The sequence below is a fragment of the Chryseobacterium sp. TQ-BC-N36 genome (assembly GCF_058382295.1).
Genome location: NZ_CM178175.1, coordinates 710,631 through 731,534, shown reverse-complemented (window position 1 = coordinate 731,534; position 20,904 = coordinate 710,631). Strand labels below are relative to the sequence as shown.

Genomic DNA, 20,904 nt, shown 5'->3' with positions numbered 1-20,904 from the left:
TATTTTAGAGATCATTACAATTTTCCGGCAGGCTGAGATCCCATTATATTTTCTCTAAAAGATGGCCAAAGTAATCTTTTTTCTTGATAAGATAGCCTTCATTCAATTCATTGGAATCTATCTCCAAAGGGATTCTTCTTTTGAGGACAATACCGCTTTTTTCAACAGATTTAAGTTTATCCGGATTATTCGTCAGTAAGTTAATTTCTTTGATCCTGAGAATTTTCAGCATTTCTACTGCTGCATCAAAATTCCTTCCATCAGCAGGTAAACCCAGCTTCAGATTTGCCTCCACAGTATCAAATCCCTGTTCCTGAAGCGCATAAGCTTTCAGCTTATTGATGATCCCTATATTCCGGCCTTCCTGGCGGAGATAAATAATCACACCTCCATTTTCAGACATATATTTCATAGCAGCATTCAGCTGCTGCCCGCATTCGCATTTTTTAGAATGAAACACTTCTCCTGTGATACATTCTGAATGAAAGCGGACATTAACCGGCTTATCAAAATCTGTATTTTCTGCCACCCAGACTAAATGCGGGCTCCAGTCCTGTTCACTTCCTGAAAATGCATAAACAGTAAATATTCCGTAATCCGTCGGTATATTGGATTGTGCTTGTATTTTGAGCATGGTCTAAATATTAATCGTTTTAAAATTATATGTTATTAAGTGTTATTTTTCAAAAGGACTTTTTCTATCCTGTTTTACCCAGATAAGCCTTGAAGTGTCATAACCAATTTCCTTTGCTTTTTTCATAAAGTTAACCCTGATGTTTTCAGGAATGTTTTTTTTCCGTGAAAGAATCCACATATAGTTCAAGTTCTTTCCGGCAACCAAAGCATATTGGTAATCTTCAAGGGCAATCACATTATATCCGGCATAAAAAGGCCCGAAAAAACTTACCTTCAGCGCTGCAACGGTCTTGTCTCCACGGAATTTCGCCGTGCCATCAACCGATACCCACTTGTTCTTTCTAAAATTATATCCGCTGTTGACCACCTTTACACTTCCGTCACCATTCAGGCTATACTGAGCTATTGCATTATCAAGATCTTTTTCGAACCGATAATCAAACCTCGCAATTTCATACCATGTCCCAAGGTATTTGCTGATATCAAAGTTTTTAACAGGTTCTGCTTTTTCCGGGATGGATGAACAGGAAATCAATATGCATCCAAAGGCTATTAATAGGGCGAAAATTATTTTATTTTTCATTTTTATTCAATTTTTTAAAGAAATAAATGTTAAGTAAAAACTGACTGTAACCATAAACAGCATCTTCAACAGGAATGGTAATCATTCTTATTCCCATAAACTCTTCCGGATTATAATTAACGACAGGGGACGGAATTACAGATCCGGTAAGGATTCCGTTTACCGCAAAAAAGCCCGGCATTAAAATAAGATACACGAGACTCACCTTTCCTATCCATTCTTTTTTGGCTATAAAATGCAGATAACACAATGTAAGGATGGTTACGATCACCGTCAGCAAAGTGTATATTTTATTAAAAAACAAAAGTCCGGCTACAGCAAGGATAATCACTGATGTGAAAACAATCAGATTATTGAAGACCTCTGCCCAGGCCAGCTTATAAAACTTCTCAAAACAATAGTACGTAAAAACACACGCAAAAGGAATACAGTAAAAGAACAACCATTCTTCAACCGGAAGTCCGGCGATCTTAAATCCTAAAGTGTATTTCAGATCAAACCACCACACTCCCATCCTGGTAAAACAGATATCCCACAGAATAAAAGGAATCGCTACAATTGTGGATGAAAGCAGGAAAGTTCCAAAATGCTTATTAAATTGTATCCTTCTGTCAAAAGATGCCAAAAAACATATAATGACAGTGAAAAAATTGATCAGTATGTAGGTATAAGACATCATTGCTTATTAAAATACATTTTAAAATATTTAACCGGAACCCAAAGAAAACCGAAGCACTCTCCTTTTTCTTTCCCGAGATGCCTGTGATGCTGTTTGTGAGCACGGCGTATAGCAAGAAAATAAGGATTCTTTGTTTTTGTGAAAACTTTTGCCCTCTGATGAATAAAAATATCATGAACAAAAAAGTAAGCCATTCCATAGAGACTTATTCCCAGACCAATAAAAAACCAATAGCTGAATTCCTGCTTTACACCTAGGTACAATAAAGCGATGGCCGGACTCGCAAAAATGAAAAAGAAAAGATCATTTCTTTCAAGCTTTCCCTCATTGCTGTGATCATGGTGATCACGGTGCAGACTCCACAAAAAGCCGTGCATGACATACCTGTGAATAAGCCAGGTAGCTCCTTCCATAGCAATAAACACACACAAAACGATCAGAAAATTCATATTTCCCCTAATTTGTTATTAAAAAGATCATTCAAAACTTTATACCTGAAATCGAAAATACTTTCCAGTTTTTCTTTTACAAATAACCTATGAGCTATTGTTCCTAATATTCCTAAAGGAAGCTCATAGTCTACAGTATCTTTCATTAATATTCCGTTTTTATCCGGAAGAAATTCATGAAAGTGGTTCCAGTATTTGTAAGGGCCGGACTCCTGAAAATCAGTAAAACTTTTATAATCCTCCACCTGGCTTATTACAGTCTTCCATCCCATCGGAATTCCCAACAAAGGAGAAACCTTGTACCGGATTTCCATTCCCTGGAAAATAGGCTCATCATAAACATCCGACAGGACAACGAAATTCATGCTTTTCGGAGTTATCTTCGATAAATTATGAGGCGAAGAAAAAAATTCCCATGCCATATCAATATCACAGTTCAGCTGTTGCTCTCTATATAATCTGTATACCATTTTTATTTTTTTATTAATACATTCAGCACAAATATTTCCAGTGCCTTATAAATAAGCAGATTTGTAGCGTATATAACTTTTGAACGCAACAAACAACTTTTGTGAATTGGCTATTCTTATTCTTTGCTTCAGGATATGCTGGGAACTTGTTTTTTTAATTTTTTCAAATAATGACAGGTAATACCTGTAGGCAAGATAAACCCCAAACATAGAAGACCCCGGCAGTTTCCTAATTCCTTTTAATGCTTCTTTAAACTCTTCTTCAATTTCATTTTCTATCTGAGTTTTCACAGAATTGTCAAAAACAGACATATTCAAAGAAGGAAAGTAGCTTCGCCCCAATAGCTGATAATCATCTTTAAGATCTCTTAAAAAGTTGACTTTCTGAAAAGCAGAACCCAGTTTCATGGCGAATGGTTTAAGCTCCTCAAATTGCTGCCTGTCTCCTCCTGTAAATATCTGCAGGCACATCAGCCCCACCACTTCTGCAGAACCATGAATGTATTCATTATACAATGCTGAATTATATTCTATTTTATAAAGATCCATTTCCATGCTGTGCAAAAACTGATTAATGAGGCGGATATCAATCTTATACTGATGAACAGTTTCCTGGAATGAGTGTAAAATAGGATTCAGTGATATTCTGTCCTCGAGTGCATGATAGGTTTCTGTCTTCAATCTTTTCAAAAGCTTTTCTTTATCATAACCGTGAAAACTGTCAACAATCTCATCTGCAAGACGGACATAGCCGTAGATTGCATAAATAGCAGGCCTAATGGAAGGTTTCAATGCCAATATCCCTAAAGAAAAACTGGTACTGTATTTTTGTGTGGTATATTTGCTTACATCGTAAGACAAATCATCAAACAATTTTTTCATATTATTTTATTTTTAGTTTATTAACTTCCGCTGCTACTATTTTCCCTGAGATCACCGAAGGAGGTACTCCTGGTCCAGGAACTGTCAATTGTCCGGTATAGAAAAGATTCCTGATCTTCCTGTTTCTGATTTTGGGCTTTAAAACAGCAGTCTGTGACAGTGTATTAGACAATCCGTAAGCATTTCCCTGATAAGCATTATAATCTGAAATAAAATCACTGACACAATAGCTCTTTTTATACTCAATCCTCGAAAGGAGATCTTCTGTTCCTGTATGTTTTTCTATCCTTTTAAGCATTTCCAGCAGATATTTTTCCCTAGTAGACTCGTCATCATATATTCCCGGTGCAAGAGGCAGCAGTAAAAACAGGTTTTCACAACCCTGAGGAGCAACCTCAGGATCTGTTTTTGATGGGCAGCAGGAATAAAAAAGTGGTTTTGCCGGCCATTTCTTATTTTTATAAATACAGTCTATATGGTCATCAAGCTCATTCTCAAAGAATAATGTATGGTGTTTTAAACCCTGAATTTTACCTTTGATTCCCAGATAATAAATCAGACATGAAGGCGCAAATGTTTTTTCTTTCCAATAAGTGTTATTGTAATTTCTTAGGGATTTAGGAATCAGGGTTTCCGTGTGGTGATAATCTGAAGAGGCAATCACTGCATCGAACTCATAATCTTTGTCATCAATACTAACTGAAACAACTTTATCATTTGCCGTATTAATCTTCTGAACCTCATGATTAAAATGAAAAACAGCTCCCTGTTTTTCAGCAACCTGCTGCATAGCAAGCACAAGCTGATAAAAACCTCCCATGGGGTATTTTGTACCTAAAACATACCCTCCGTAGTTCATCAGACTATACAGCGCCGGAATGTTCTGAGGGGAAGCTCCCAGGAATATAACAGGAAATTCCATCAGGGATCTGAGCTTAGGATCTGAAAAATAACCTGAAACATATTTTCTGAAATTACTTAAAAGATCAAGTTTTAAGGCACTCCCTGCTATTTTTAAAGAAGCAAATTCCAGCCAGCTGTAACAGGGCTTGGTAACAAAATCCTGCATTCCCACTTCATATTTATATTTTGCAGACTGCATAAACTTATCATACTGCCCGCCCGCTCCATTTTCTATTTTTTCAAATAATTCACGGATTTCACTGTTCTTTCTGGGAATACAGATTTTTTCTTCTGAAAAAACCATCTCAAACTGAGGGTCTAAAGAAACAAGCTGAAAAAAATCATCAGAGTTCATTTCAAAATCATTGAAAAACCCATCAATAATATCAGGCATCCAATACCAGCTAGGGCCCATGTCAAAAACATATCCTTCCGGTGTTCTGAACTGTCTTGCCCGTCCTCCCGGCTGATTATGTTTTTCAAATACATGTACCTCATTTCCTGCTTTTGCTGCATATGCAGCTGCAGACAGTCCAGAAAATCCTGAACCTATTACCGCTATTTTTTTTCTTGATTTCTCCGTATTCATAATCCTTATTAAATATTTTACGATGGTACTTTTTAGCAGCTCAGTTCAGTTTTTTGTATGCATTATCCAGCAAATCTCTTGCTTCCAGATTCATCCGATAAACCGAAGAATGAAATTCATCCAGCTTTGAAAGTATACCAATAAGCAGCATTTGTTCAGAATAGGTAAGGCGCCCTACTACGATCCTCGACGCCTTACGAATCTTATTCATATGTTGATCCAGCATATCAAGACCCTTTTGGGTAATCTGAATATGCTTTTTCCTTTTATCATTTTCGGAAATAGCCTGCTCAACCCATCCATTATGAATAAGACGGTTGATGATAAGAATTCCGGCAGGTTTTTCATGTACATTGTGTCTGATCAAGTCTATTTTTGACATAGGCCCCATAGATTTCAGACTGATAAGATATATGAAGTCATCCTGACTGGAGAACAGAGAATCATTAATCACAGATTTAGAATATGATTTTGCATATCTCCCTATTCTTATCAGTAAAGTATTGATTACACTTTCTGAACTTCTCCCCATATCCTTACCCTTCCAAGAAGGCTCTTCAGATAAATAATTTTCTTTATGAGAAGCATTAATCCATTCTATAAAGCCCTGAAGGTCATTGCTGTATAAAGCACTACCTCTATTTTCTTCTGCAAATTGTTGAATTAATTCCACAACTGCTTTTAAAAGATTATAATCCATATCCTGGTAATTAGTATACAAATATACTTATAATTTATAATAAAAGAATATAAATATACATTTAATTTAAATAGTATAATATTTATGAACTATCTTTCGGTTTAATTGATAGCAAAGAATCGGAATCCAGAGGCTTTTACACAACAGCATTTAATAATCCATAAATTATCTTTAACCTTATTACTGACTTCCAGCCGAAATTCTAAGAAAAAGATGAAAATAAAAAGATGAATCTCATTTAAATAGTATATTGTAGAAACAAATTTCCCATACGGTATGTCAGCTAAACGTTATGTTCAAACCCGAACCAGAAAAATCAAAAAATTCTTTGGATTATTAGGCCCAGGATTAACAACTGGTGCTGCCGACGATGATCCGTCCGGAATTGCTACTTATTCTCAGACAGGTGCACAATTTGGTTATGGACAGCTATGGACAGCGCTTTACATGCTACCATTTATGACCGCTGTTCAGGAAGCTTGCGCAAGAATTGGAATGGTGACAGGAAAAGGACTAACGGGAGTGATCAAAGATCATTACAGTAAAAAGATACTTTACAGTGCTGTCGGGCTGGTAATTATTGCCAATACCATTAATATTGGGGCAGATATCGGGGCTATGGCGGCGGCGGCACAATTAATTATTCCTGCTGATATTATTGTATTAATGCTTTTCTTTACTGTCAGCATACTCCTTCTGGAGATTTTCACAAATTACCGTGTTTATTCAACAATACTTAAATGGCTCGCATTATCCCTTCTTGCTTACCCTCTTACGGCATTTATCATTGATCAGCCGTGGAAAGAGGTACTGAAAGCAACCATTGTCCCTCACTTTGAATTTTCTTTCAGTTTTCTTTTCATTATCACAGGAGTATTTGGGACTACTATTACGCCATACATGTTCTTTTGGCAGGCTTCCCAGGAGGTAGAAGAAGAAAATGAAAAAGGGCTGATCCGGGACGGAAAACCCAAAATCGGATGGGCTCATATTCATGCCATGAGAAAAGATAATAATATAGGTATGCTTATTTCTGAATTTACAACCTGGTGTATTATACTGGTTGGAGGAACGGTACTCCATGGAAGCCATATCACCGATATCAATACAGCTGCGGATGCAGCTAAAGCTTTAGAGCCTCTTGTACAGTCTTTTCCTCATTCGGGATTGATATCCAAGATTATATTCGCAATTGGAATTATCGGTTTGGGTATGCTTGCGATTCCCGTTCTTTCAGGCTCAGCATCATATGCTGTTTCTGAAGCATTCGATTGGAATGCGAGTTTTGGTTTCACATTCAGAAAGGCCAAGGGTTTTTATATTGTCATCATCATATCAACACTCATTGGTCTGTGCATGAATTTCATTGGCATCAACCCTGTTAAAGCTCTCGTTTATACAGCTGTATTAAATGGCGTGGCTGCAGTCCCTCTGTTGTTTCTCATCATCCGGATCTCAGCAAGTGAGCGTATTATGGGGGAATTCAAAAGCCGATGGCTTTCAAAAATCTTATTATGGGCTACTTTCATATTCATGGCCACAGCTTCTGTAGCAATGCTGTTTACTATTTAAATTAAACCGATATAATACTTTAGAAAAAAGAGACTGATCGAATAAATTAAATGGGAGCCCTTAAAGAGCTCCCATTCCCAAACTTATAACAATCTTATTACAATAATTTTTAATTATTTAAACATCCTTTTCCATTTTGTCATTGTATTTCTGCTTAATCCAAAGTGTTCTGCTACTTTAAGATTACTCATTTTATTATTTTTCTGGTAAGTGAGTATATCCAGAATATCAGATTTATTATAGGAACGAAGTTTTTGATTCATCTTTTTGACTTCTTCATCCTTTGTTCCAAAAATTCTTTTATTCAGCTCTATTATATCCACAGCAGACAGCTCTTTTTTTGTCAGAAACCATTCACATTCCTCTTTTTTATGAGGAAACTTCCGCTGAATAATATCAGAATAAATTTTTATATAATTTGGTGAAGATCTTTTCATGATATTATAAGAATATTAGGTTTCAGACATTATGAGATTCGGGAAATTTAACAATCCATTTATAAAGAGTAGTTTTGGGAATATTATATTCTTCAATAATCTGCCTTTTACTTTTCTCTCCCGAGTTTATCAGTTCTAAAAAGAACTCAATAATCTCTTGGGTATATATATTTTTTTTAAACTTTGGGAGATTTGTAGTGTTAACTTTACTGCTGTTTACTGCCTTAGGAGAATATAATATTAAATGTTGTGAATACACTCTGAAGAAGTCATAATCTGTCAGTTTACTCCATCGAAGTATAAGTTCAGAATCCATACTTTTCAGCTGATACATTTTCTCAACTTCTTCAATACTGCATTTAAAGAAATTACAAATTCTCCCTAATTCTAATTCACACTCCAAAACCCTTTTTTCAATTAAACTGCCAATATGAATATTCTTAAATTCCATAATTTCTTAAACATCTATAATTTATATCCTATAATTAATAAGTTGCATATGTTGAGTTCTGAACATCTCCGGTTGCCGGTGAGCTTCCAAGATTTTCATATACATTATTACCGGAAACAATTAATCGGCTTCCCCCTTCCGACAGGCCACTTCCGGTTGCGATAATCATACCATAATATCCTAAGTCCAAAGAATTTAAAGTTACTGTACCGTCAAACAATGATGATGAAAGCAAAGTCCAGCTAGTACTTTGGCCTGTATTACCATTTCCAAATCTATAATTGTAAGAGAATCCTGTATACCATACAAAATGATTGGTAATGACTACAGCTCCATCCATATCCATATCAAAATCAACAATATTCTCCCCAGAAGCTACGGAAATACCATCAGAAATCAACATTAAATTACTATTTGCAGCATTCCCAGTACCCTTACCTATTCTGGATAAAGGAAATCCCTGGGCTACTGATCCCCATACTGTACCATTGTCCATCATTGCAATCAATGAATAATACCCAATCATTACTTTAGCCACTTTTGCTCCGCCGGCAGTAGCTGCAGCAAAGAAACTGGAGATATCCTGTGGCGTTGAAATAGATGATACAGTTGCTCCCCATGGCCCTGCGTAAAAATTATACCCCCATGCGAACACTTTGCCGGTAGCATCTATTGCAGTAAACATATTGTTGGTAGTTCTTTCCTGCTCGCTCCATATAGATTTAATATTACTTAATGAAGGTATTTTAGTATAGGTTAAGGTATTTCCCGTTGTAGTACCTAAACCCGTTTGCCCTCTTGCATTATCACCTGCAGCGTAAACGTTACCAAGGTTGGTCAGTATAACAGAATTATAAGCACTTTGCTGTACCTGAATTGGCTTTTCACCAGCTGCTAAACCAGCAATAGTAACCTTTACCCAACTGTCTATTACATCACCGTTGCCCCCTGTTCCCAGTTTTCCATTATAATTATAACCGGTTACGTAGACATCCCCCGTGGTGGTAATTACAGTTCTCGATTCCAGCCCTCCATTCATTGTAAGCGCCGATTTCGCAAGCAATCTGGTGGCAGGTGCCTGAGTTCCGGCAGGAGAAAGCCCTAAACCAAATGTTTTGTAACCAGCTCCTGTAAGAAAATTATTATCCGTAATACTATTAAAAACAGTAGTACTATAAGTATAATTAAATCTCTTCTGCATAAGCTCACTGGTATCACTGGAATACTTGCTCACCATCCAGAATCTGTCACCAAGAACGGATGAAGATATTAATCCTTCAACTGCGGATTTATCCAAAAGACAATCTGACCATCCAGCCGATGTATTCAGTCGTAAACACTGCTTGATAGAATCATATACAACGGTAGCCTCCACGGGAGTCATCCCCGAGGGAGTAACTGTTGAAGGAGCAGAATCAACGATAGGCATCACTACCCCTAATTTTTTTGTAGTGTTTTTCATGTGGAGGATACCTTGTGGAGTTAAGGTATTTATACCTACTTGACAATAAGCGCTTGAAACCAAGGAACAAGTTAGCACCAGGGATAATAAACTTTTTTTCATAACAGTAAATTTTTTGATCGTTTGTTTTTTAAAGAATTGCCTCAAAGGGCTCTAACAAAGTTATCTACAAAGAATCGATATATTGATTATAGTGTCAATACATTTATATAATCCGACTTAAAACAATTGAAAACAAATAAATAAGTTAAAACATATTTAATATTTGAATTGCAATAGAATAAAAAGCATTAAATCATCAATGTGCTTAATAACAGCAAGTTGCAATAAAACAATTTTAAAAAAGACTATTGTTTTTATCACTCATTTCCTCTCAGCAGATGGAAATAAAGTAGTAATTAATTTTTTTTTCAGTTATTTTGCCTGCTAGAAATATTATTATAAATATAAAACCATATTTAATAATTGTTATTAAAAATCCATCACTTTGACATAAAGGATTAAAAATATTATCAATAATTAAAATTATTTAATAATAAATGTTAGTTAAATGAAATTATTTAGAAATTCTAAAACTGCATCGGTTGATCAGCTGAAAAGAGAGCTGATAGCTAATTACATTATTATCATAACCATAATTCTAAGCTTTTACTCTGTTTATCTATATCTTTATCTTCAGACAACATTCTTATCTTTCTATATTTTTGGATTTTTATCCCTTGTATTGTATACATGGCTAATCATTCTGCCTAAATATGATATTAATAAGATGGTCCACATCTATATGGTTGCAGTTTCATTGTTTCTTACTTATATAATGCTCAATGCATGGAAAAATAATATTCTTGTTTCCACCTGGTTTCTGCCGATCATTCTTGCTGCTGACACTTTTTTTTCAAAAAAATATGTATATATATATACGATATATGTATTCTTACTTATTGTTATCATTTTTTTACTAAATCAGTTCTATCAGTTTAATGAGTTTATTTTTATCACAGAGTCGTCCAGAAAGATTTCGGAGGTACTTGTCTTTTTTTCGAATGTATTTATACTCATGCTATTAATGCATTACAACCGTTTAATAAAAAGGAAAGAAAATGATGAACATAATAATAGTATTGAGAATGAAAAGATTTTTATCAGTAACGATTCGATAAACACTGAAAAAAAACCTGAAAAAGATCTGAAAGATGAAAAAGATTTAGAAAAATATATGGTTTTGTTCAGTAATATAAAAAGGATTATTGAAGATGAACGGCATTTTACAAACCCTGATCTCAGTTTGTCCGGCCTTTCCTCATTAATTAATTCAAACAGTATGTATATATCAACAGCTATTAAGTTAAATGGATATGACAGTTACAGCCATTACTTAAATTTCTGCAGAATACAAAATGTCAAAAAAATGCTGAAAGAAGAAGACTTAAATAAAGTCAATCTCATGTATATATATACCGCTTCAGGATTCTCAAATCAGGTTACTTTTAACAGAACTTTTAAAAAAATTGAAGGGATTACCCCATCAGAATATATTAAAAGTATCATTCCTACTCCTTAGCTAATCATAAAACTTAGATTTTTATGCTATTCAGGAAATCTGTTTAATCTTAAAAATGGATTTTTTTTAACATTTATTGGATAAACGTTTAACCAAATTTAATGATTACGATACAATAAATTAATACTCCATTCATCTTAAAGTCACTACAACAATATAAATAATTGATAATCAGGGCATTAATTTTTATTTGTAAAAATCGTCAAAATTACACTTTTTTCTCACATCTCCAAAAAAAACACACTATTGTTTTTTTGATATTTTATCAAATATTTTTGCACAGAAAATAATAAAATGAAAAGGTCTTCGATAAAAGATATTGCTAAAATGGCTGGAGTTTCTGTAGCCACAGTATCTTATGTGCTTAACAGGAAAGAAGGGCAGCGCATAAGTGAAGAGACCCAAAAAAAAATTCTTGAAATTGCTGAAACGATTAACTACACTCCTAATAAAATAGCAAAAAGCCTTAAAACCAGTAAAACAAAACTTTTAGGACTCATTGTGGCAGATATTTCCAATGAATTCTACTCTCATATTGCGAGAAATCTTGAAAATAAGGCATTAAAATTAGGATATACTTTAATCATTGGCAGTTCTGATGAGAACGCTGACAAATTTAAAAAGCTGACAGAACTCTTCTCGCAGCAGCAGGTTGACGGGATGATTGTTGCTCCAGTGGCAGGATCGGAGAAAACACTGGAGAATCTTATCAATATCAAATATCCCATCGTTACGATTGACCGATATCTCAAAGGAGTTGCTATTCCTGGTATTACCATTGACAATCAGGAAATAGCTGAAAGTACAACCAGCTTACTTCTTAATAAAGATTTTGATAAAATAATTTATATAGGCTATGAAACTGAACTTCCACACCTGCTGGACCGTCAGCATGGTTTTGAAAAAGCGGTCAGATCGTCAAAAAAAACAGTTGAAACACAATACCTGCTGGTGGGATTAGAAAATATTGCGCACGAGGTACATTCACAACTTGAAAATATGCTGGGCAAAAAACCTGAAAATACGGCACTTTATTTTTCCAGCAATAAACTGGCAGTGGCAGGGCTTTCCTATATCGTTAAAAATAATATAAAAGTTCCGGAACAGATTTCCGTACTGGCATTTGACGAGACAGATGCTTATCAGCTTTTTCCTTCTGAAATAAGCTATATCCAGCAGCCTATTGAAGAAATGGCAGAAGAAGCGATTAAGCTGCTTGACAGACAGATTAACGACTATACAGAAACCGGAAAAAAGATAAGATTATCAGCAAAATTTGTCAATAAGCAATCTGTAAAAAAATAATTCTAACCTGTAAATAATTTTTTTTAATACTAACTTAAACGTTTAACTAAATATGAAAACAAATAAAAACAAATATGCTGTCTGCTTTGGAGAGGTTCTTTGGGATATCTTTCCATCAGGTTCCAGAGCAGGAGGAGCACCGTTTAATGTGGCCTATAATCTTTTCAAAATGGGAATTGATACAAAAATGCTCAGCAGAATCGGGAATGATGAATTAGGACAACAGCTTCTCAGTCAAATTAACGATTGGGGAATAACAACAGATTTCATACAGCTAGATCAGGATAAGCCAACAGGAACAGTTCTTGCCAATTTTGATGAGCACGGGGAAGCAGTATATGAAATCGTAAATGAGGTAGCCTGGGATTATATTGAAGCTCTCCCTGAACATGCAGAACTGATTCAAAACTCTGAAGCATTTGTCTTCGGAAGCTTGGTTACCAGAAATGAAGTCGCAAAAAAAACTCTGCTGGAACTTTTGGAATGGTCAAAGTTCAGGGTTTTTGATGTCAATTTCAGACCTCCTTTTATCGATTTTGAATTTATCAGAAAACTACTGCACAAGGCTGATCTCGTAAAAATGAATAAGGCAGAACTCAGAACCATTCTTGAATATCTTGGCGAAGATTATACTGATGAAGATACCAGCATCAGGCATCTTCAGAATTATTTCAACCTTAAAGAGATTGTTCTTACGAAAGGAAGCAAAGGAGCAAGATATTTTGTGGGTGACAAGGCTTATAATTTTCCGGCGGTTCATATTGAAATTGCAGATACTGTGGGCAGTGGAGATTCTTTTCTGGCAGGATTCCTTTCTAAGAGAATTCAGGGAAAATCTCCGGAAGAGATTATGAAACAGGCCACGTCATTAGGTGCTTTTATCACTTCCAAATCCGGGGCATGCCCTGATTATACTTATGAAGAATTCAGAGCATTCAGAGAAAAAAACAGCTGTAAAACTTCTTAAAAACATACTATATGAATACTCCAAAATTTACAGATAAAAAATATTATATCATTCTGTCTTTTGTTACTTCTTTATTTTTCTTCTGGGCGATTGCTCTTACTATGGGTGATGTATTGAACAAGCATTTTCAGAATGTTCTCAATATCTCAAAATCCAAATCAGGACTTGTGCAGCTTTCCATTTTCGGAGCCTATGCACTTATGGGTATCCCGGCGGGTCTTTTTATGAAAAGATTTGGGTATAAATTAGGCGTTATACTAGGGCTTTCGCTTTTCGCACTCGGATCTTTTTTATTTATCCCGGCAGCCAATACCTCCTCATTTGACTTTTTCAGACTGGCTCTTTTTGTCCTGGCGATGGGAATGGCAACTCTTGAAACCGTTGCACATCCATTTGTTGCTGCTTTGGGTGACGAAAGGACCAGTGACCAGAGGGTTAATTTTGCTCAGTCTTTTAATGGATTGGGAGCTATTATCGGTCCTCTTTTAGGTGGATATTTCATTTTCGGAAGTCCTGATTCCGGATCAGGCTCACTGGATTCGGTAAAAAATCTCTATACATGGATTGGTATTGTCATTCTGGCTATTACCATTATTTTCAGCTTTATCAGAGTCCCTGATCTGAAAGATCCTCATGCAGAAGATATTCTGATCTCAGAGAATGAAAACGGAGAAGATGTTTCCGTATCAGATCCTCATGCACCACTTTACAAACAGAGACATTTTATATTCGCGGTTATTGCACAGTTTTTTAATATCGCGGCACAGGGCGGAACCTGGGCTTATTTTATCAATTATGGTGTTGAAAAGATGCATCTTCCGGAGATCCAGGCTTCCTATTATTTTTCTTTAAGTATGGCGATGATGATGATCGGAAGGTTTATAGGAACCTTTCTGATGAAGTTTATTGCCCCCAACAAGCTGCTGGCTATTTTTACGGCATGTAATATTGTTCTCTGCCTTATTATTTCACAAAGCTTAGGGTGGGTTTCATTCATCAGTCTTATTTTGCTTAACCTTTTTCTGAGTGTGATGTATCCAACGATCTTCAGTCTGGGGCTCAAAAGATTAGGTTCAAAAGTTCAGCAGGCTTCATCATTCCTGGTTATGGCGATGTTTGGAGGAGCTGTTTTCCCACCAATAATGGGTAGAATTGCAGAAAAAGATATTGCTCATGCTTATCTCCTTCCTATCCTGTGCTATGCGGTTATTTTATTATTTGCATTAAAATTCTATAAGCCAAAAACACTTAAATAATCCCTATGAAAACAAAGCTTTTATTAGCCTGGTGCATGTTCTTTTTATGTGCTGGCAGGGGAATTAATGCCCAGATCACGATTACCAATAAAAAATTTTCCTTCGGAACAACCGGAAGAATCGGAGCCGGTTATTCTCCAAATGCAGATGGAAAAACAGGAAGACAACTCAACCTGAATAACCAGGGATCTTTAGGAGGCAGAATGGATCAGGGAGATTATGTTGACTTTTTACCGGCTTTCCATTTTAGTCCGGTGGTAAACGGCGACAGTACAAAAAATACAAAGATCGATATGCAGGCAAGACTGAGCTTTTATTCAGGAGGAACCTTTCTGGGAAATGTAGACTCAAAATCTAATCAGGGAATGATTGTTGCCTTACCGGAAGCATTTGTTGAGGCCAGAAATATTATGGGAAGTGACTGGGATGTCTGGGCAGGATCAAGATGGCTGAGATATGATGATATTCATATTGCAGATTATTTTTATTTTGATGACCATTCGGCAACCGGTTGGGGTGTAAGGCACAAAAATACACGATTTTCCATGTTTTTCCCGGCGGCTATTGACACGGCGGCAAGCAACTCTACTCCCTATTCCTATACCAATGTGATCAGCGGAGCAAAAAACCTGATCTATAGACAGAGGGAAGTGTTTGTTCTCGAACATACGCTTCCATTTAAAAATTCAAAGTATAAACTGAAATTTCTGGCAGAATTTCATCATGTGGAAAAATCGGGAGAGAACTCTATAGAACAATATCCATCAGATCAGGGCTGGGTTTTCGGAGCTAAATTAACCACAGATCTCAGCACCAGGATACCTGGTTCATTCAACCAGTTTTCCCTCAGATATGGAAGCGGAATTGCCAATGGGGGTGATAATGGAAATACACAGACCTGGAGAACCTACGGCGCCCCTGACGAGATCACAAAAACATATCAAGGTGCTTACTCATTGACTGTTGTTGAGCATTTTTTATGGAATATTTCAAACAGATGGTCGCTTAATCCCTACGCCGTATTTACCAAAAGTAAAGGAGGATCAGAAAGCAGGGATAAAGCGATGGACTATTATAACCGCGAAATCTTCAACAGAAAAACAGAGTTTAATACCGGTATAAGAGCGACCTATTATTTCAACAACTGGTTTCATATCCTTTCTGAGTTCCATTATGCCACCCGAAAAAACGGAACGCAGGATGCTGCATCAATGATGAAACTGGTTTTGGCTCCTACTATTGTCCCTACCGCTGAAAGAAGTGTCTGGGCAAGACCGCACATCCGGTTGATTGCAGAAGTTTCAAGATACAATAACCAGGCAATGAGTACGCTATACTCACCATTTTTACAACAGTCCGGGGCAAAAAGATTCGGGACTTATTTCGGAATACGGACAGAATGGTGGATTTTTTAACAATAAAATAAAAAGATATTATGAATGTAAAATTAGGGGCTTCCCTACTCTCCTGGATCACTCCGTTATGGAATGCCGAATCAGGAAAATATGCCATAGAAAAAACCTCAAAGGCAGGGTTTGATCTTATCGAAATACTGTTGCCGAATTCAATGGACTTTGATGCCGGTACAGTAAAAAAACAATTAAAAGAAAACCATCTGGAAGCTGTCTGTTCACTGAACCTTCCCAAAGAAGCACATATAGCATTTGAGCCCGAATCAGCAGAAAGACTGATCAAAAAAGCCATCGATAAAGTATATGAGTTGGAAACCAATCTTCTGGCAGGTGTCCTGCATGGCGGCATTGGTGTTTTTACCGGAAAACCACTCACAGAAAATGAAAAAGAAATCATTGCTGACGTATGGAGTAATGTGGCAGATTATGCCCAAACCAAAAGCATAGATATCGCCATAGAACCCATTAACCGTTATGAATCCTATGTCTGCAATACGGCGGAAAATGTACTGGAACTTATTAAAAAAACGGGTAAAAATAACCTTTTCCTTCACCTTGATACCTTTCATATGAATATTGAAGAAAATAATTTTTATGATCCGATTATCAATTCCGGAAAAATGCTGAAGCACCTTCATGTTACAGAATCTCACCGCGGTATGCTCGGAGAAGGCACAGTCAATTGGGAAGAATTTTTCTCTGCATTGAAAAAAATTAACTTTGAAGGGAATCTCGTTCTTGAAAATTTCTCTTCTTCAATTGCCGGAATGCAGGAAAAAGTATCACTATGGCAGACTTCCCCTTACAACGCCCAGGAACTTGCCGAAGGAAGCCTTGCATTTTTAAAAAAGAATCTTTACGGCTAAACCATTGTCCGTTACGATTTTCCGAACTCTAAAATTATAATTCCGAAATGATGGATTAACCATCTTTTCACCGACTGATTCTGCCCGTTCATCGAAAATACAGATAATTTCACAGGATTATGACTGACCTTTACGTCAGAAAAAGGGCAATAATGCTCAATAATAAATCCTATTATTATGAAAACAAAAATCGGAATTACAGAAAAAAACACAGAAGCTGTTGCAGAACAATTGGCAAAATTACTGGCTGATGAAACACTGCTTTACATCAAAACAAGAAATGCCCACTGGAATGTAACCGGAGATAACTTCCACGCCAACCACATTTTCTTTGAAGAACAGTACAAACAGCTGGATGAGCTGATTGACAGCGTTGCAGAACGCATGCGTAAAATCGGCCATTATGCACCGGCCACGATGAAAATCTATCTGGAACTGACTCATTTAACAGAATACAGTGAAAGAACAAACGATGGTCTGGGATACATGAAGGATTTATTGAGTGATCATGAGAGCATCATTGAATTTCTCCGTGGAAATATTATTCCATTTGCAGAAAAGTACAAAGATTACGGTACCAGTGATTTTATTACAGGCCTGATGGAAACCCATGAAGAAATGGCCTGGATGATCCGTTCATATTTCAGATAACACAAAATAAAAAAGGAATAATTATCTTTGTGTAAATCATAAACAACTATACCTATGAAAGCCTTAATCGTGGATGATAATGATATTGCAAGAACAACATTAGCACATCTCGCCAAACAGGTCCCTGATCTTTCTATTGTCAGCGAGTTTTCCAATGCTATAGAAGCCTATCATTATCTCCAGTCCAATTCCGTCGATCTGATATTTCTTGATATAGAAATGCCGGAAATGACAGGAATTGAGCTCACGAAAACGCTTTCCGGTAAAGAGACAATCATCATTTTCACAACCTCAAAAAAGGAATATGCACTGGAAGCATTTGAGCTTAATATTGCAGATTACCTTCTGAAGCCCATTATGCCGGTAAGATTTCTGCAGGCAGTAAGCAAAGCGCAGACGATTCTTGAAAGCAGAAAAGAAAATGTAGAAGTAACAAGGGATGAGTTTCTTTTCGTAAGGGACTCCAATATTACAAGGCGCTTAAAGCTGGACGATATTTTCTATGCTGAGGCTATGGGTGATTACGTAAAATTTTACACCAAAGAAAAGATGTTTGCGATCCACGGTAAAATGAAAACGGCTGAAGAACGTCTTCCTAAGGATCATTTTATAAGAGTTCACCGTTCCTACATTGTTTCTGTAGGCAAAATTGATACTCTTCAGGACGGTGGTATTATGATCAATGGTAAATTCATTCCCGTAGCAGATGCGTACCGTAAGGCACTCAACACCAGAATGAATGTCTTTTAGCCTTTGCCGGCCATCAGAAATCTGACTTCCTTTTTTGATCTCAATCCCTGAACAGTTTAGGGTTTAATCAACCTTTATCTGCATTTTATTTAAATCAGACCGTTATTATGAAAAATATATCTTCAGTAATGGATAACAAGCGATTCAGCTATTTTATTATCCTGACCTTTATTGCGGGCTCACTCCTGTTGATTGCTGTTCAGCTCAATTCTGCAAGAAATACCAAAGCCCTGATTCAGAATAACAATACCTTGCTGAGCGAATTGCGTTCAAGCAATCATTTGAGGGAGATAGACCGTGATATTTTGGGGGTAGAAAGCAGGATCAGAGCTTCTATCGCAACGAATGACACCACTCATCTTGAAGGTATCGACCAAAAAATCAGTCAGATCGAAAATTTTCTGGATTCTCTTTCCAAGGACAATGTAAATGCTGAGGAAGAAAAGCTGATCCACAGATTAAGCGTTCTTGCCATGGAAAAGAAAACAACCAAAGATAAACTCCTGCACCGTTACCTGTCTGTAGGAAACATGGACGACAATACCTCCATTGCCAATCCGCGTGCAAGAAATATCTCCAATGAGATCACCAGAATCACAGCTAAAATATACGAAAGCAGAAAGCTCAATATGGTTGAACTCAGCCAGAAAAGTGAAGAAATGGGACAAAAAGCAAGATTTTATGACATCTCATTGCTGATCTTACTGATTTTGAGCGGTTCTGTCGTTGGATATCACATCCTCAGACAGTTTAAACGCCAGAGATTACTCATTAGCGAACTTGATATTGCTGAGAAAAAAGCGTTAGTAGCAGCACAAACCAAAGAAAATTTCCTTGCCAATATGAGCCACGAAATCAGAACTCCTTTAAGTGGAATTCTCGGGTTTACCAATTTGCTGCAAAAACGCCCGCTGGATGAAACTTCAGCAGAATTTGTCTCTTCAATACAGCGTTCCGGAGAAAACCTGATGGCGATCATCAATGACATTCTGGATTTATCCAAAATAGAAGCAGGAATGATGCGCATTACCCCTGGGATTTTCAGCATCAACGGACTGGTCAATTCTGTCGAAACATTTTTTACAGAAAGGGCCAAAGAAAAAGGACTTACCATTTCCAGTACTGTTGATTCTTCCATTCCTGACACATTGGTGGGAGACGCTACAAGACTGACACAGATTTTAGTTAACCTGATCGGAAATGCCATAAAATTTACCCACCAGGGAAATATTTCTGTTGAAATCTACAGTAAACAGCAAGCAGATAAGAAAGCCGTTCTCGGATTCAGGATTTCAGATACAGGAATTGGAATTGGCAAAGAAAAGCTTACTGAAATATTCGAAAGATTCAATCAGGGAGAAGATTCAACAACAAGAAATTACGGCGGAACAGGATTAGGCTTATCCATAGTGAAAAGCCTGATTGTACTGCAAAACGGAAACATCGAAGTAAGCAGTGAACAGGGTAAAGGAACCACATTTCATTTCTATATTCCTTACGGAGTTGCTGAAGAACAGCTTACCGTGCTGCCAGCTGCTGATCCGCATTATTTTAAAGATAAATCCAATATGCCTCTGAAAGTTTTGGTGGTTGATGATAATGTGATCAACCAAAGCCTGATGAAACATTTGCTTTCCCAATGGAATATCGATTTTCATATTGCATCGAACGGCCTTGAAGCCGTAAGTTATCTCAAAAGCAATGCATGCGATCTGGTTTTAATGGATATACAGATGCCTCAGATGGACGGATATGCTGCCACTCAGAAAATACGGGAAGAAATCAAACTGGATGTTCCGATCATCGCGATGACCGCACATGCGCTGGCAGGGGAAAGAGAAAGATGCCTGAGCCGTGGGATGAACGAATATATTTCTAAACCCGTCAATGAAGAAGAGCTGTTTATGCTGATTTCGAAATTCGGGTTTAAAGAAAATAATAAAAACGAAAAGAAAAACGAAAATCCATCATCTGACTATCAGTATATTGATCTCACTTATATGCAGACGGTGAGCGGTGGTGATAAAAGCTTCGAACAAATGGTGACTCAACAGTTTATTGAGAATATTCCCAATCATGTACAGAAACTGACAACGGCTTATGAAAACCGGGATTTTCCAGGGATAAAACTTTGGGCTCATGATCTGAAATCCAGCATTGCCATCATGGGGTTACATCCTCTGTTAAAGGAGAAACTTGATATCCTTGAAACGGCTTCAGCAGAAAGCCCTGATCTTCAAAAAATTCTGGGAGAAGTACAGAAAGTATTATCAGAAGCTGTTTCTGAAGCTGAGGCATTTTCAAAAACAATTTAAAAATAAGA

Annotated in this window: 21 protein-coding genes; 10 read left to right on the top strand and 11 right to left on the bottom strand. The window is 36.7% G+C overall.

Going from position 1 to position 20,904, the window contains the following annotated elements:
- Positions 1-43: 43 nt before the first annotated feature.
- Genes ribA through AC3FI7_RS03090 form a run of 8 tightly spaced genes read right to left on the bottom strand, consistent with a single transcriptional unit; the run spans position 44 to position 5,891 of the window.
- Positions 44-634: a GTP cyclohydrolase II gene (ribA, locus tag AC3FI7_RS03125; protein WP_142722607.1), complete on the bottom strand. Its 591-nt coding sequence runs from the start codon at positions 632-634 to the stop codon at positions 44-46.
- 42 nt (positions 635-676) lie between these two features.
- The gene (locus AC3FI7_RS03120; RefSeq protein WP_142722606.1) at positions 677-1,219 is read right to left on the bottom strand and encodes a lipocalin family protein; all 543 of its coding nucleotides are present in this window, start codon (positions 1,217-1,219) and stop codon (positions 677-679) included.
- A complete protein-coding gene (locus tag AC3FI7_RS03115; RefSeq protein WP_491461373.1) occupies positions 1,209-1,895 on the bottom strand; it encodes a lycopene cyclase domain-containing protein in 687 nt (228 codons plus the stop codon). Before AC3FI7_RS03115 ends, AC3FI7_RS03120 begins: the two co-directional genes overlap by 11 nt.
- The gene (locus tag AC3FI7_RS03110) at positions 1,895-2,347 is read right to left on the bottom strand and encodes a sterol desaturase family protein (RefSeq protein WP_142722604.1); all 453 of its coding nucleotides are present in this window, start codon (positions 2,345-2,347) and stop codon (positions 1,895-1,897) included. Before AC3FI7_RS03110 ends, AC3FI7_RS03115 begins: the two co-directional genes overlap by 1 nt.
- Positions 2,344-2,817 (bottom strand): SRPBCC family protein, encoded by a 474-nt coding sequence (locus tag AC3FI7_RS03105; protein ID WP_491461372.1) that lies wholly within the window; start codon positions 2,815-2,817, stop codon positions 2,344-2,346. Before AC3FI7_RS03105 ends, AC3FI7_RS03110 begins: the two co-directional genes overlap by 4 nt.
- 45 nt (positions 2,818-2,862) lie before the next feature.
- Entirely contained in the window at positions 2,863-3,699 is an 837-nt protein-coding gene (locus AC3FI7_RS03100) for a phytoene/squalene synthase family protein (RefSeq protein ID WP_142722602.1), read from the bottom strand.
- Between the two features lies 1 nt (position 3,700).
- Positions 3,701-5,191, bottom strand: a complete 1,491-nt coding sequence (crtID, locus tag AC3FI7_RS03095; RefSeq protein ID WP_142722601.1) for a bifunctional phytoene desaturase/3,4-desaturase — start codon at positions 5,189-5,191, stop codon at positions 3,701-3,703.
- A 40-nt stretch (positions 5,192-5,231) separates the two neighbouring features.
- Complete coding sequence (locus AC3FI7_RS03090; protein WP_491461371.1) at positions 5,232-5,891, bottom strand: MarR family winged helix-turn-helix transcriptional regulator; 660 nt, start codon at positions 5,889-5,891, stop codon at positions 5,232-5,234.
- A 276-nt stretch (positions 5,892-6,167) separates the two neighbouring features.
- Between AC3FI7_RS03090 and AC3FI7_RS03085 the strand changes: the two genes are divergently transcribed.
- Positions 6,168-7,463 (top strand): NRAMP family divalent metal transporter, encoded by a 1,296-nt coding sequence (locus AC3FI7_RS03085; RefSeq protein WP_343658333.1) that lies wholly within the window; start codon positions 6,168-6,170, stop codon positions 7,461-7,463.
- Between the two features lie 113 nt (positions 7,464-7,576).
- On the opposite strand, the gene AC3FI7_RS03080 is transcribed toward AC3FI7_RS03085, so the two are convergent.
- Genes AC3FI7_RS03080 through AC3FI7_RS03070 form a run of 3 tightly spaced genes read right to left on the bottom strand, consistent with a single transcriptional unit; the run spans position 7,577 to position 9,813 of the window.
- A complete protein-coding gene (locus AC3FI7_RS03080; RefSeq protein WP_142722598.1) occupies positions 7,577-7,900 on the bottom strand; it encodes an AsnC family protein in 324 nt (107 codons plus the stop codon).
- A 22-nt stretch (positions 7,901-7,922) separates the two neighbouring features.
- Positions 7,923-8,351 (bottom strand): transposase, encoded by a 429-nt coding sequence (locus AC3FI7_RS03075; protein ID WP_343658332.1) that lies wholly within the window; start codon positions 8,349-8,351, stop codon positions 7,923-7,925.
- A gap of 34 nt (positions 8,352-8,385) precedes the next feature.
- Positions 8,386-9,813 (bottom strand): RCC1 domain-containing protein, encoded by a 1,428-nt coding sequence (locus tag AC3FI7_RS03070; protein WP_343658331.1) that lies wholly within the window; start codon positions 9,811-9,813, stop codon positions 8,386-8,388.
- Between the two features lie 550 nt (positions 9,814-10,363).
- On the opposite strand from AC3FI7_RS03070, the gene AC3FI7_RS03065 reads away from it, so the two are divergent.
- The 9 genes from AC3FI7_RS03065 (at position 10,364) to AC3FI7_RS03025 (ending at position 20,896) form a co-directional block, all read left to right on the top strand.
- Entirely contained in the window at positions 10,364-11,374 is a 1,011-nt protein-coding gene (locus AC3FI7_RS03065; protein WP_343658330.1) for a helix-turn-helix domain-containing protein, read from the top strand.
- Between the two features lie 294 nt (positions 11,375-11,668).
- Entirely contained in the window at positions 11,669-12,679 is a 1,011-nt protein-coding gene (locus AC3FI7_RS03060) for a LacI family DNA-binding transcriptional regulator (protein ID WP_491461370.1), read from the top strand.
- A 52-nt stretch (positions 12,680-12,731) separates the two neighbouring features.
- Entirely contained in the window at positions 12,732-13,646 is a 915-nt protein-coding gene (locus AC3FI7_RS03055) for a carbohydrate kinase family protein (RefSeq protein WP_142722593.1), read from the top strand.
- Positions 13,647-13,657: 11 nt separating this feature from the next.
- Complete coding sequence (locus AC3FI7_RS03050) at positions 13,658-14,902, top strand: sugar MFS transporter (protein WP_142722592.1); 1,245 nt, start codon at positions 13,658-13,660, stop codon at positions 14,900-14,902.
- Between the two features lie 5 nt (positions 14,903-14,907).
- A complete protein-coding gene (locus AC3FI7_RS03045) occupies positions 14,908-16,317 on the top strand; it encodes a carbohydrate porin (RefSeq protein WP_491461369.1) in 1,410 nt (469 codons plus the stop codon).
- A gap of 20 nt (positions 16,318-16,337) precedes the next feature.
- Complete coding sequence (locus tag AC3FI7_RS03040; RefSeq protein WP_291897942.1) at positions 16,338-17,180, top strand: sugar phosphate isomerase/epimerase family protein; 843 nt, start codon at positions 16,338-16,340, stop codon at positions 17,178-17,180.
- Positions 17,181-17,357: 177 nt separating this feature from the next.
- Positions 17,358-17,831: a Dps family protein gene (locus tag AC3FI7_RS03035; RefSeq protein WP_343658326.1), complete on the top strand. Its 474-nt coding sequence runs from the start codon at positions 17,358-17,360 to the stop codon at positions 17,829-17,831.
- A 54-nt stretch (positions 17,832-17,885) separates the two neighbouring features.
- A complete protein-coding gene (locus AC3FI7_RS03030; protein WP_123870921.1) occupies positions 17,886-18,581 on the top strand; it encodes a LytR/AlgR family response regulator transcription factor in 696 nt (231 codons plus the stop codon).
- Between the two features lie 107 nt (positions 18,582-18,688).
- Complete coding sequence (locus AC3FI7_RS03025; RefSeq protein WP_491461368.1) at positions 18,689-20,896, top strand: ATP-binding protein; 2,208 nt, start codon at positions 18,689-18,691, stop codon at positions 20,894-20,896.
- Positions 20,897-20,904: the final 8 nt, after the last annotated feature.